Source organism: Mesorhizobium liriopis (genome assembly GCF_024053505.1).
Classification (GTDB): domain Bacteria; phylum Pseudomonadota; class Alphaproteobacteria; order Rhizobiales; family Rhizobiaceae; genus Mesorhizobium_B; species Mesorhizobium_B liriopis.
In genome coordinates, this window is sequence record NZ_JAMXQS010000009.1 from 108,066 (window position 1) to 121,106 (window position 13,041).

A 13,041-nucleotide genomic window follows, 5' to 3' on the forward strand; every position below is an offset into this window, starting at 1 on the left:
GATGCTGACGGCCGCGGCCCTGGCTTTGTCCGGCGTCGGAGCCGTGGTGCTCTTACATCAGGCGTGGCGCGAGCACAGACATGCTCTCGATCGGCGGGCGAAGATGCTGGCCGAGGCGCAACGCCTGTTTCCGGCTGGAAAGGTTACGCTCGGCCCGGATGGCTACCCCGACCTCCTCGTTTCGCGCATGGATGGGGGCGAACTCGCGCTTAGCCTGATCGCCGACACACTGGTCACCCGCCGCCTGCCGCAGCTCTGGCTCAAGCTCACGCTTCGCGAAGCCGCACCCCGGCGCAATTTCTCGCTCGGCGCTCTCGCGCGCTCCACGGGGGCCGAGTTCTATGCGCTGACGCATGGGATGCCCGAACGCCTGGCGGCACCCTCCGGTGAGATGCCCCTGATCCTGCGGGGCGACGGCGTCCCCGAAGGTGCAGGATTCGAGGCGGAGATCGCGGCGCTGTTTTCCGATCCGCAGCTCAAGGAAGCGGCCGTAACACCGCGCGGCGTGCGGATCGTGCGTCAGGTCTCGCAGGGCGATCGCGGTGCGCATCTGCTTTTGCGCCAGGCGCGCTTTTCCCTTGACGCCGTGCCGGCGGAAACGATCCTCGCCGCCCTGCGCGACGCCGAGCGTCTCAGCCGCGCATTGTGCGACCACGAGGCAGCTCTGCGGGAGGCGGCCTGAATGGCGGGCCCTTCAAACGCGTCCGTTGCCATGAGCTGGCCGCTCAATCCCTATTGGGTGTTGCTGCTCGCGATCCTGCTGCCCGGCGCCGGCCATGTGGCGGTGGGGCAGATCGGCCGTGGGTTCACCTTCATCCTGTTCATCGTGCTGTTCGGACTGCTGACGGTCATGACGACGACCGCCGACCAGTCCTTCGTCGCGCGCCATGCCGGTGGGCTCTTCGTCTGGGCCTTGTCTATCCCCGACGCTTATCGCCATGCCCGCATTCGCGCACTTAAAGGCGCAACGGAGGCCTGAGCTTCGAACGACCACCAGGCGGTCGAAATCCGGATCGCGCTGGAAGCCGTTGGTGAAGCCTGGGCCGGTCCCCGAGTGCCGCATCTCGGCTCTCGGGGACCGGCGCGTTTCGGCGGTCCTGCGCTCGATCGACCTTCATTGCCCCTGAACTGAACGGCTTGCACGGCTCGGCATGTGGGGCTTGCTCACCTTGGTGCTGCCTTCTGCTGCTGCTTTAAGCAAAATCGCCTAGCAATCAGTGCGCTGGGGGCTTTAATTCCCTGCCTTTGCACGTCAATGAATAAACAGGACTCGGATTGGGGGGAAACCATATGAGTACGCTCGACGTCATCACGATCGGCCGGTCCAGTGTCGATCTTTACGGCGCGCAAGTGGGGGGCCGGTTGGAGGACATGGGCTCGTTCCGCAAATATATCGGCGGCAGCCCGACCAACATCGCCTGCGGCGCGGCTCGCCTCGGGCTTCGCTCGGCGGTGATCACCAAGGTCGGGGACGAGCATATGGGCCGCTTCATCCGCGAGCAGCTGGGGCGCGAGGGCGTGGATGTGCGAGGTGTGGCGACCGACCCGGACCGGCTGACGGCCTTGGTCATTCTCGGCATCCGCGACGAGGATTCCTTTCCGCTGATCTTCTATCGCGAGAACTGCGCCGACATGGCGCTCAGCGAAAGCGACATCGACGAAGGCTTCGTGGCATCGGCGCGGGCGCTGGTGGTGACGGGCACGCATCTGTCGAACCCGCGCACGGCGGCCGCCGTGATGAAGGCGCTTCGCATCGCCCGCGAAAGCGGCGCGCAGACCGCGCTCGACATCGACTACCGCCCAAATCTCTGGGGCGTCGCGAGCCATGGCGAGGGCGAAAGCCGCTTCGTGGAAAGCGCTGCGGTGACGGAGAAGCTTCAGTCCTCGCTCCATCTCTTCGACCTGATCGTCGGCACCGAAGAGGAGTTCCATATTGCGGGCGGTTCGACGAACACGCTGGAAGCCTTGCGGGCCGTGCGCGCGGTGTCGAATGCGACGCTGGTCTGCAAGCGCGGCGCCAAGGGGGCCGTGGCGCTCGAAGGGGCGATCCCGGCCAGTCTCGACGACGGTCAGGCGGGCCCCGGCTTTCCGATCGAGGTGTTCAACGTGCTGGGCGCGGGCGATGGATTCTTCGCCGGGCTGCTCAAGGGTTGGCTCGATGGCGAGGCGTGGCCGAGAACGCTTGAATATGCCAATGCCTGCGGCGCCTTCGCCGTCAGCCGCCATGGCTGCACGCCCGCCTATCCGAGCCTGGAAGAGCTTCGGTTCTTTCTCGAACGCGGCGTGAAGCGGCCCGACCTGCGCAACGATGCCGAACTCGAGCAGATCCACTGGGCGACCAACCGCAAGGGTGATTGGTCCACCATGCGCGTTTTCGCCTTCGATCATCGTATGCAACTCGAAGAGATGGATGGCTACTCGCTCGAAAAGGGCGGCGCGTTCAAGGAGCTCTGCCTGCGCGCGGCCCTGCAGGTGCAGGCGGGCCAGAGCGGCTTCGGTATCCTTTGCGACAACCGGATCGGCCGCAAGGCGCTCCATGCCGCGTCCGGCTCTGGCCTCTGGATCGGACGGCCCTGCGAGTGGCCCGGCTCGCGTCCCTTGAGCCTCGAACCCGAGCTCGGGCTCGATTGCGGCGGGCTCGAAGAGTGGGCGCGCGCGAACGTCGTCAAGGTCCTGTGCTTCTGTCATCCGAGTGATGCGGCCGAAATGCGCGCAGAGCAGGAAGAAACCGTGAAGCGGCTGTTCGAGGCGTCCCGCCGCAACGGTCTGGAATTCCTGCTCGAGATCATCCCGTCCAAGGTCGGCCCGGTGGATGATGCCACCAACGGCACGCTGATCGAGCAGTTCTATGCGGCGGGCATCTATCCGGACTGGTGGAAGCTCGAACCGCTTAAGACGCCGAAGGCTTGGGAAAACGCGATTGCCGCCATCGAGCGCCACGATGCCCACACGCGCGGCATCGTGGTCTTGGGGTTGGATGCGCCACAAGACGAGCTTGCCGCATCGTTCAGCATCGCCGCAGCGTTTCCGCTCGTGAAAGGGTTCGCCGTGGGCCGCACGATCTTCGGTGACGCCGCGCGCGGATGGTTCGGGGGAAAGATCGACGACGAAACCGCAGTCACTGAGATGGCGCAGCGCTTCAGGCGTCTTTGCACGGTTTGGGATAATGCCCGCCAAGGGGCAGGAGGAAACGCATGAGTGAAACGATCCGCCTGACCGCGGCTCAGGCCATGGTGCGCTGGCTGTCGGTGCAGATGAACGAGGACGGCGAGCGCTTCATCGAAGGTGTGTGGGCGATCTTCGGCCACGGCAATGTCGCGGGCCTCGGCGAAGCCTTGCATGGGATCAGCGAAATGCTGCCGACCTGGCGGGGCCAGAACGAGCAGACCATGGCGCATGCCGCCATCGCTTATGCCAAGGCGAAGAAGCGCCGGCGCGCCATGGCGGTTTCCTCGTCCATCGGGCCGGGTGCCACCAATATGGTAACGGCGGCCGCCCTTGCGCATGTGAACCGGCTGCCTGTTCTCTTTATCCCAGGGGATGTCTTCGCCAATCGCCGCCCCGATCCCGTTCTCCAGCAGATCGAGGACTTCGACGACGGCACCGTTTCCGCCAATGACTGCTTTCGCCCGGTGAGCCGCTACTTCGACCGGATCATGCGGCCCGAGCAGCTGTTGACGGCGCTGCCGCGTGCGATGCGCGTGATGACCGACCCGGCCTCCTGCGGCCCGGTCACGCTTGCCTTCTGCCAGGACGTGCAGGCGGAAGGGTATGACTGGCCGCAAGCCTTCTTCGAACCGAAGGTCTGGCGCATCCGCCGCCCCGAACCCGACGCCCACGAACTCGCCAGCGTTGCCGACCTGATCCGCACTGCCAAGAACCCCGTGCTCGTTTGCGGCGGCGGGGTGATCTATTCGGAGGCCGAAACCGTGCTCGCCGACTTTGCGACCCGGCACAACATTCCGGTCGTGGAAACGCAGGCCGGCAAGTCGGCGCTTGCGCAGTCCCACCCGATGAATTTCGGCGCGGCCGGCGTCGATGGTTCGGCCGCCGCCAATGCGGTGTGCCGCGATGCCGACCTCATTCTGGGCATCGGCACGCGCTTCCAGGACTTCACCACCGGATCGTGGTCGCTGTTCGGCGCGGCCGGTCGCAAGCTCGTTTCGGTGAACGTGCAGCCTTACGACGCGGACAAGCATGGCGCGGTCGGCCTCGTGGCCGACGCCAGGGTGGCACTCGAGAAGCTGAGCGCAGCGCTCGACGGCCACAAGGCGCCCGGGGCCGATCCCGCGCTGCGCACGAACTGGCTGGCGCAGGTCGACAAGCAATGCGCAGCGCCTTCAGTCGAGCGCGAGAACCGGTTGCCCACCGATGCGCAGGTGATCGGCGCGGTGCAGCGGACGGCGACGGAAGCAACCATCGCCATGTGCGCCGCGGGCACCATGCCGGGCGCGTTGAAGCTTCTCTGGCAGCCCTCGCAGGGCGGCTACCACATGGAATACGGCTTCTCCTGCATGGGCTACGAGCTGGCCGGCGCGCTTGGAACGAAACTGGCGCTGCCCGGCCGTGAGGTCGTCTGCTTCGTCGGCGACGGCTCCTACATGATGGCCAATTCCGAACTGGCGACCGCCGTGATGCGCCGCGTGCCGTTCACGGTCGTGCTCACCGACAATCGCGGCTATGGCTGCATCAACCGCCTGCAGGCGGGCACCGGCGGCGAGCCCTTCAACAATCTCTACATCGACAGCAATATCGAGGTGCAGCCCGAGATCGACTTCGTGGCGCATGCCGGTTCCATGGGGGCCTATGCCGAGAAGGCGAAGGATATCGGTGATCTGGAAGCACGGATCACGGCGGCGCGCGGGCGCGACCGGCCGACCGTCATCGTGATCGACACGGACCCGGCGCCGGGTCCGGGCGACAGCACGGATGGCGGCAACTGGTGGGACGTTGCCGTTCCGGAAGTGGGCGAGAGCGAGAAACTCTCGGCTGCGCGCAGCCGCTATACCGCCCATCTCGCAAGCCAGAACCTGGTGAACTGAACGCCGCCCGCGCGGCCTGGAAAGCGAACCGACCATGTCCCAGCTTCTTCGCAAGCCCTTCGGCACCCATGGCAAGGTGCACGAGATCACGCCTCAATCCGCCGGCTGGCGCTATGTCGGCTTTTCGCTCTACCGCTTGCGCGCGGGCGAAGAAGCGGGAGAGGCGACGGACACCAACGAGGTGATCCTCGTGATGGTGGAGGGCAAGGCATCGCTTCAGGCCGCGGGTCAGGACTGGGGCGTGCTCGGGGAGCGCATGGATGTGTTCGAGAAGACGCCGCCGCACTGCCTTTACGTGCCGAACGGGCAGGCGTGGCGCGCGACGGCCGAAACCGACTGCACGATCGCGGTCTGTTCGGCACCGGGAAGAGGTGGGCATCAGGCCCGGCGCATCGGACCGGACGGCATCACGCTGACTGCGCGCGGCAAGGGCACCAACACGCGCCACATCAACAACATCGCCATGGAGAACGAGGACTTCTGCGACGCGCTCCTCGTGACGGAGGTGTTCACCCCGGCCGGGCACTGGTCGTCCTATCCATCGCACCGGCACGACGAGGACGACTTCCCCCGCATCACCTATCTCGAAGAAACCTATTATCACAGGCTGAACCCCGCGAGCGGCTTCGGCATCCAGCGCGTCTATACCGATGACGGACGGCTCGACGAGACCATGGCGGTTGCCGATGGCGACGTGGTTCTGGTGCCGCGCGGCCACCATCCGTGCGGGGCGCCCTATGGCTTCGAGATGTACTATCTCAACGTCATGGCCGGCCCTTTGCGCAAATGGCGCTTCGTGCCCGATCCCCATGTCGAATGGATCATGAAACGGGACGCTTGAGGCGTTTTCGTCGCGCTCTCAGGCCGGCGCGACGCGCGGGCCTGCACGCACCGGCACCGCCCATGCGGCGAGAAGGGCAAGCGCGGCGAGCGCGAAGATGCCCCAGAATGACCAGTGCAGGGCGCCGTCCAACACGCGCTCGAGCAGCGGATCGGTGGAGGCACGCGAAAGGCCGTCGGGTGTTTCGAGCGCGGACCAGACGCGGTCGGCCTCCGTGCCGCCATAGCGGGCGATGCCGAGATTGAGGATGGCGCCCAAGACGCTCGCACCCAGCGTGTTGCCGAGCGAGCGGGCGAACACGTTGGATGCGGTGGCGGCTCCCCGCGCGCTCCAGTCCACGCTGTCCTGGATCAGCACGATGCAGGTGATGGAAAGGAGCCCCATGCCGAAGCCCATCACGAAGGAGGCGGTGCCCGCAAGGGCCGGGTGGCTCTGGGTGGAAAGCATCAGCAGGCCAGCAGCACCCACAGGCAGGATGATGCCGCCCAAGCGCAGCGTGCCGCGCAGCCCCAGGCGGCGGAAGAAGCGGGCGGAAAGGGTCGCGGCCAGCGGCCAGCCGACGGCGAGTGCGGTGAGCGTGAAGCCTGCCACCAGCGGCGAGCGTCCGAGCACGCCCTGCACGTAAAGCGGCAGGATCGTGGTCAGCCCGATCAAGCCCATGCTGGCAAGCAGTGTCGCCGTGTTGCCGGCCGCCACCAGAGGCCGGGTCCAAAGGGAAAGTGCCACCATCGGCTCGGCCGCACGATTTTCTTGCCAGAGAAAGACCGCGAAGAAGATCACGGCCGCGGCAAATGCCCCGCCCGCGAGACGGGGTGCGGCGTTGAGTTCGGTCAGCGCCACGATCAGGCCGACCATGGCGAGCGAAAAGAGCACCGCGCCTTCGTAGTCGATGCGATGCCGTTTGCGCTCCACGGATTCGCGCAGGAAAAGCACGAAGCCGAGGATGGTGAGGATGCCGATAGGCAGGTTGATCCAGAAGATCCACGCCCATGACAGGTTGTCCACGATCAACCCGCCCGCGAGCGGGCCGGTGACGGCGGAAAAGGCCCAGACGCTGGAGATCAATCCCTGAACGCGGCCGCGTTCTTCCAGCGGATAAAGGTCGCCCACGATGGTCATGGCGACAGGCTGGATGGCGCCGGCACCCAGGCCCTGGATGAGGCGGAACCCGATCAGGGCGGCCATGGAGGTGGCAAGCCCGCAGAGAATGGAGCCGACAAGGAAGATGACGATGCCGGCGACGATCACGGGCCGGCGCCCGAACAGGTCGGCGAGCTTGCCATAGATCACCGTGGTCGTGGTCTGGGCGAGGAGAAACGCGGCGAAGACCCAGGTGTAGCGCTCGAAGCCGCCGAGCTGCCCGACGATCTTGGGCATGGCGGTGGCCACGATGGTGGCCTCGATCGCCACCATGAAGATCGCGAGCATGATGGCGGCCACAACAAGCGGGCGCCGCGAGTGGGAGGGGTGAGGCATCGGCGGTTCCGGAAAGCTCGGGCGAGAAGGAAAAGAACGAGCCGAGACGGAGTGCGCGGAGACGAAGGCCTCGCGCGGGTCCGGAGCGGGGCCGCGAAGCAGGCAATTTGGGCGCGGACCGGCGGAAGGCAATGGGGCGAAAGCTCGCCTGCCTCACATCTTCAGTGGATCCACATAGCCCGTCAGCTCGAGATAGCCGCGCCCGCCCTCCGTTCGCACGGCCCCTTCCCAGTAGACGGGCAGGCCGCCCGTGCGCCCGTCGAGTTCCTGATCGGGAAAGAGCGGCACGAGCCGGAAGCGGCGTTCGCCCTCGGGGAGGCGGACGGCAAGCGTCTGTTCGACGGGATAAAGGGCATCCGTGCGCGGCGAGCGCCATTCCTTATGGGTGGTGAAGAAAACATCCTCGGGCGCGAAACGCCGGATCGTGCCATCGGGCCGGCGCAGCGAGCCGCCGGCCCAGACCGTGCCGCCGTCGAGCCCGCGAATGCGGAAGACCATCAGCGCCGAGCCGTCGTCGAGGTTGAGCCCCGTCCAGTCCCAGCCGGCGGCATTGGGCGCGAGATAGGAAGACGACCATTCGCGGTCGAGCCAGGCTTCACCGGAAACAGGCAAGGCTTTTCCCTCCCGCGTCGCCGTGCCGGAAACCCGCAAATGCGGCAGAGAATAATAGTTGCTGGCTTCCTCCGGCTTGGGGCCCTTGCGGCTGAACCCCTCTTCGCCCTGCAGAAACGGAGCCTGCGTCGGCTCGAAGGAAAGGTCGAGCGCGAAGTCGGCGCCGACCGCGCGCGTGGAAAAACGGTTGTCGCTTTCGCGCCGGAAGAACCAGCCGCCGAGCGCCACATCGGCATCGCCCGTTCTGGCTTCGGCCAGGCCGAAGCCCGCGCGTGCGGCGCGCTCGGCGTGGAGCAGGCGGCCGACGGAAGGGTCGGACAAGGCGGCATGGGCGAAAAGCACCTGAGTGGGCGCGAAACGGCTCGGGTTCTTCTCATCCACCGGCGGGCGGGTGCGGAAGAACGTGACCTGAAAGCCCATCTCCTTGTTGTCCGCCGTCTTCAGCCAGCCCGTCACATACCACCACTCCGTGCGGAACCGAGGATGAGCGCCGTGATCGGCGGGAAACGCGAAGGGCGTGGCCGGACGCACGGCCGCATAGTCGGTGCCGGTGTTCTGCGCTGCAACCGGGATGGCCAAGCTCAGCAGGCCGGAAACGAAGGAGACGAGGAAACGCCCGATCATCACCAGTCCTCCCGCACGGCGAGCACGGCACTTTGCGCGGTGGCGCGGCGGCCTGCGATCATGGCGGTGAGGGCCGCCGCCGCGATGAGCGCCATGATCACGCCCACCACCGTTCCCCATGGCACATGCGTGTCCATGGTCCAGTTGAAGCTTTGGGGGTTGATCACATGGATCAGAACCTGGCTCAGCACGGCGCCCAGAAGAACGCCCGCGACACCGCCGACGAGCCCGAGCAGAGCCCCTTCCGTGCCGAGCATGGCGATCACCTGGGTCTTGCTGAGCCCCAGATGCCGCAGCATGCCGAACTCGCGCACGCGCGCGATCACCTGCGCGGACACGGTCGCTGCGACCCCGGCGAGCCCGACCAGGATCGCAACCGCTTCGAGCAGGTAGGTGACGGCAAAGGAACGGTCGAAAAGGTCGAGCGCGAAGCGGCGCAGCGCTGCGGGTTCGGTCACCTCCGCGCTTTGCCGGGCCGTGGGCGGAAGGACGGCACGCAGACCATCCGCCACCGCCTCGAAGCGCGCATCCGGGGCCAGCCGCACCATGGCCTCGTCGCGCGTGGCGTCGCCCGTCAGCCGCGAATAGTCGGCGCTGTCGATGACCACGGCACCGGCCTGACGCGCATAGTCGCGCCAGATGCCGGCCACTGCGAAACGGTTGCCGCTTCCTCCCAGCGGTAGCGCAATGGTGTCGCCGGGTTGCCAGTTGTAGATGCGCGAGGCCGGTTCGGAAACGTAAACGGGGATCGCACCGGCCGGCAGATCATCACCGCGTTCGATCAGAACGAGGAGCGGGTCGGACCGGGATGCATCGAGGGGGCGGGCGATCAGCGTCACGGGCGGACGGTCGGGCTGAATGGTCAGCGGCAGCTGGCGGCTGAAGGCGATGCGCCCGACACCGGCCACGTTTGCGAGCCGGTTCTGGGCGTCAGGGTCGAGAGCCGGCCCGCCGGCCGTGCGAAGGTAGAGATCGGCTGAGAGCACCTGACCCAGCCACTCGTCCACGGCGGTGCGGAAGCTTGTCACCATGATGGCCATGGCGATCATCAGCGCGGTGCTGGCGACGATGCCGCAAAGGGCTGTCGCCGCCTCGCCCGGCGCGCCGTGGATGTGACGGACGGCGAGCAGGCGCGGCACGCTCTGGCCGGGCAGGCGCACCAAGCCCCCGAGCAGCTTGCGCGCCAGCCAGGGCACGCCCGCCACGCCGCCGGCAAGCAGAAGCGCCATGCCGACGAAGCCGAGGACCGGCAGGCCGTCGAGGGCCGGCGCCAGCGAGACGAGCGCGCCTGCGCCCACCAGAACCAGCGCGGGCAGCCATGGCACGGGTGCGCGGGGATCGAGCATGTCGCCGCTGTTCTTGAGGGCCGCGGCCGGTGCCGCGCGCGCCGCCGCGCGCGCCGGCAGGATGCTGCCGCCGAGCGCAGCCAGGAGACCGAGCAGAAAGAAGACGAAGGCGGCCACCGGCTGGAACACGACGCGGTTGCCCGCGCCGCTGAAATAGCCCGCGCCGAGATCGCCGCCGAAAAAGCGGAGTGCGGCACTCGCCAGCCCATAGCCGAGCAACAATCCGAGGCTCGCGCCGATCAACCCGATGAAAAGCCCTTCGAGCGCCACCGCCGCGATGATGCCGCCACGCGGCAGACCGAGCGTGCGCACCAAGGCAAAGGCGCGCAGGCGTCGCGCGACGGAAAGGGATTGGGCGGAAAAGACGAGAAAGCCGCCGGTCAGCAGCGCCACGAGAGCCAGCATGTCGAGATTGACGCGATAAGCGCGCGAGAGCGCGGAGCCTTGGGCCGCTTCGGTTTCGGCGCTGCCGAGCACGGCATCCGCGGGCAGGATCGTGTTGAGCGCCTCTTCCGCGGCAGTGCGATCCGTCAGTTTGAGGTCGATGCGGTCGAGCCGGCCGAGCCGATCGAAGCGCCATTGCGCGGCGGCGATGTCGACCACGCCCAGCGCCTGCTCACCGCCGGCACCCGGCAGCGAGCCGGCAAGCTGGAACGGATGGCTTTGCCCGTTGGCGGAAACGAGGATCCTGTCGCCGATCTTCGCACCCGTGGCGGCCAAGGCCGCATCTGACAGGAAAACTGTTTCCGCAAAGACCGCATCGTTCTCCGTATCAGGCCCCTGCGGACGCAGGCCTACCAAGCTCGGCGTGACGGAAGCCGCGCGGATCACGTCGAGGCCGAGCAGAGAAAAGCGCGCGCCGTTCGCTTCCCCTTCGAGGCTGACCACCGGACTCGCGTCGGCCACCCCCTCAGTGGTGGCGACGGACGGGTAGAGGTTTTCAGTAAAGCCCAGCGGGCTCGTGGCGCGCACGGCGAGATCGGCCGCGCCGTTGACGCCGCGCACCGCGCCCTCGAAGGAGGCAAGAGCCGAGCCGTTCACCAGATGGACGGCGAAGCCCAGTGCGACGCCGACCGCGATGGCAATGGCAGTCGCCAGAAAGCGCGCAGGGTGTGCCCGCCACTCGCCGGCGATCAGCCAGCGCAGGGCAAGGCGCGCGGAGAGGAGGCCGGGGGTCCGCGCGTCCTTTGCAGTGGCGAGCGCCATCAAGCGGACGCCTTGGTCGTCAGCGTTTCCGCCTGGTCGTTCTCGTGCAGGCCTGTCGCGGAAAGCGTCAGGATACGGTCGGCGACCGCAGCCGTGGCACGGGAATGGGTGACGATCACCGCCGCTGCCCCCTTGAGGCGCACGGCTTCGGCAAAAAGTGCGAGCACGCGCGCGGCGGTGTCGGGGTCGAGATTGCCTGTCGGTTCGTCCGCCAGGATCAGTGCCGGGTCATGCACAAGGGCCCGTGCGATGGCGACGCGCTGGAGCTCGCCGCCAGACAGGTCGCGCGCATAGGACTGGTCCCGGTCGCCTAAGCCCACAGCGGCAAGCATCGCCCGCGCCTGTGATTCCGCGCGGTGTCCATCCACTGAGACCAGCGCCAGGGGAAGCGCCACGTTCTGCGCGAGCGTCAGATAGGGCAGGATGTGGAAGGCCTGAAAGACGAAGCCGATCCGCTCTCGCCGCAGGGCCGTGCGGCTGTTCTCGTCGAGAGTTCCCAGCTCCCTGCCTTCGATGGCAACCGAACCGCTGTCGGCATCGTCCAGTCCGGCGAGGATGTTGAGCAATGTCGATTTGCCCACACCGGACTCGCCCAGGATCGCGACCAGTTCGCCCGAACCGACACTGAGATCGAGCCCACTGAAAAGCTGGCGCCCGCCCGGCACTGCCTTCCGCAGGCCGTGCACCGACAGAATGGCGGGGCTCGCCGCTTTTTCACGCTCGTTCTGTGCTCGCACGTTCAACAGCTGCCTGCCTTCGCCTGCCCCATCCATCCGGCTATATGGACAAGGCTCGCGCTTCCGACAGGTTGCCTGCGTCAGACCGATAAAGGGCAGCGGCTATGGCAGGAGCCGCACTTCAGCCATTTAGAGGACGCGTTTCGCGACCCGATGAGCCAACTGTTTGACTACGCGGCGGGCAACCGGCTCCGTGGGTCAGCGAATGCTGAAAGGGAAATATTTGGCGTTGATCATGTCGAAGGTGCCGTCTTCCACGATGGTGTCCAGCGCCTTGTTGAACTTGTTTCTCAGCTCTTCGTCTTCTTTTCTGACGGCGATCCCGGCACCTTCGCCGAAATAAGCGGGGTCGCTCACGTCCACACCGACGAATGTGCAGCACGCGCCTTCTTTCGTGTTCGTCAGCCAGTCGTATACCGCGAGCTTGTCTTCAAGGATGATATCGACCTTTCCCTCGGCCAAGCCCTTGTAGAGCTCAGGCGAGTTGGCGAAGAGTTGGGCGGAGAACGACTGGCCGTACTGGCTCTTGATATAAGCGGCTTGCGACGTCTCGAGCGTGACGCCGAGTTTGAGATCCTTGAGTGTCGCCGCGTCGACGGCTGTCACGCCCGCTCCCTTGCGGACCACATAGGAGGAGGGGCTGTTGTAGTAGGCCTTCGTGAAGGCGACCTTTTCCCTGCGCTCCGCCGTGATCGACATCGAAGAGATGACGGCATCGATTTTGTTGTCGATAAGATCCGGGATCATCTCGGTCCATTTGTGGGTGGCCAGCTCGCATCGCAGGGCCGCCGCCTCGCAAAGGGCATTCGCGATCTCGATGTCGAAGCCTTTCAGCTCCCCGGCTGAATCCAGGTAGTTGAACGGGGGAAACCCGCCTTCCACCGCGATTCTCGTCGTTTCCTCGGCGGAGGCGTGAGGCCCCCCGGCGCCGGTCAAAGCGGCGATGCCAGCCAGCATGCTGATCGCCGCGCGGCGAAGCCGTTGCCACTGCACTTTATCGGTCATGAACAAAGCTCCGAAGCCACGGACAGGCTTCCTGTCGCATTCAGTATTACCATTTGAGAGCATTGTTGCTTTTTTGTCTTAATGCTTCTTTGCTGGTTCTTGCCTGGGAAGTATCGTCTGAGACGTAAAGTTTTTTCAACAAATGCAGTGGA

10 protein-coding genes are annotated in these 13,041 nt (G+C 66.3%); 5 read left to right on the forward strand and 5 right to left on the reverse strand.

What is annotated here, in order from left to right; translation table 11 throughout:
* The first annotated feature begins 1 nt into the window (after position 1).
* The 5 genes from NGM99_RS18660 to iolB all read left to right on the forward strand — a co-directional run bounded on the left by NGM99_RS18660 (position 2) and on the right by iolB (position 5,883).
* Positions 2-682: a hypothetical protein gene (locus tag NGM99_RS18660; RefSeq protein ID WP_252821757.1), complete on the forward strand. Its 681-nt coding sequence runs from the start codon at positions 2-4 to the stop codon at positions 680-682.
* 30 nt (positions 683-712) lie between these two features.
* On the forward strand, positions 713-979 hold the full coding sequence (locus NGM99_RS18665) for a hypothetical protein (protein WP_252822034.1): 267 nt from the start codon (positions 713-715) through the stop codon (positions 977-979).
* A gap of 311 nt (positions 980-1,290) precedes the next feature.
* Positions 1,291-3,198, forward strand: coding sequence for a bifunctional 5-dehydro-2-deoxygluconokinase/5-dehydro-2-deoxyphosphogluconate aldolase (locus NGM99_RS18670; protein ID WP_252821761.1), 1,908 nt, complete (start codon positions 1,291-1,293; stop codon positions 3,196-3,198).
* Positions 3,195-5,042 (forward strand): 3D-(3,5/4)-trihydroxycyclohexane-1,2-dione acylhydrolase (decyclizing), encoded by a 1,848-nt coding sequence (gene iolD, locus NGM99_RS18675; RefSeq protein ID WP_252821763.1) that lies wholly within the window; start codon positions 3,195-3,197, stop codon positions 5,040-5,042. Before NGM99_RS18670 ends, iolD begins: the two co-directional genes overlap by 4 nt.
* Positions 5,043-5,076: 34 nt before the next feature.
* Positions 5,077-5,883, forward strand: a complete 807-nt coding sequence (gene iolB / locus NGM99_RS18680; RefSeq protein ID WP_252821765.1) for a 5-deoxy-glucuronate isomerase — start codon at positions 5,077-5,079, stop codon at positions 5,881-5,883.
* A gap of 18 nt (positions 5,884-5,901) precedes the next feature.
* Here the strand turns inward: iolB and NGM99_RS18685 are convergent, their stop codons facing one another.
* The 5 genes from NGM99_RS18685 to NGM99_RS18705 form a co-directional block, all read right to left on the reverse strand.
* The gene (locus tag NGM99_RS18685) at positions 5,902-7,359 is read right to left on the reverse strand and encodes an MDR family MFS transporter (RefSeq protein ID WP_252821766.1); all 1,458 of its coding nucleotides are present in this window, start codon (positions 7,357-7,359) and stop codon (positions 5,902-5,904) included.
* Positions 7,360-7,512: 153 nt separating this feature from the next.
* Positions 7,513-8,595: a lipocalin-like domain-containing protein gene (locus NGM99_RS18690; protein ID WP_252821768.1), complete on the reverse strand. Its 1,083-nt coding sequence runs from the start codon at positions 8,593-8,595 to the stop codon at positions 7,513-7,515.
* Entirely contained in the window at positions 8,595-11,147 is a 2,553-nt protein-coding gene (locus NGM99_RS18695; protein ID WP_252821770.1) for an FtsX-like permease family protein, read from the reverse strand. The genes NGM99_RS18690 and NGM99_RS18695 overlap by 1 nt, the downstream gene beginning before the upstream one ends.
* On the reverse strand, positions 11,147-11,884 hold the full coding sequence (locus NGM99_RS18700; RefSeq protein ID WP_252822036.1) for an ABC transporter ATP-binding protein: 738 nt from the start codon (positions 11,882-11,884) through the stop codon (positions 11,147-11,149). The genes NGM99_RS18695 and NGM99_RS18700 overlap by 1 nt, the downstream gene beginning before the upstream one ends.
* A gap of 198 nt (positions 11,885-12,082) precedes the next feature.
* Positions 12,083-12,889 carry an ABC transporter substrate-binding protein gene (locus NGM99_RS18705; protein WP_252821771.1) on the reverse strand — a complete coding sequence of 269 codons (807 nt, stop codon included), beginning with the start codon at positions 12,887-12,889 and terminating at the stop codon, positions 12,083-12,085.
* Between the last annotated feature and the right edge of the window lie 152 nt (positions 12,890-13,041).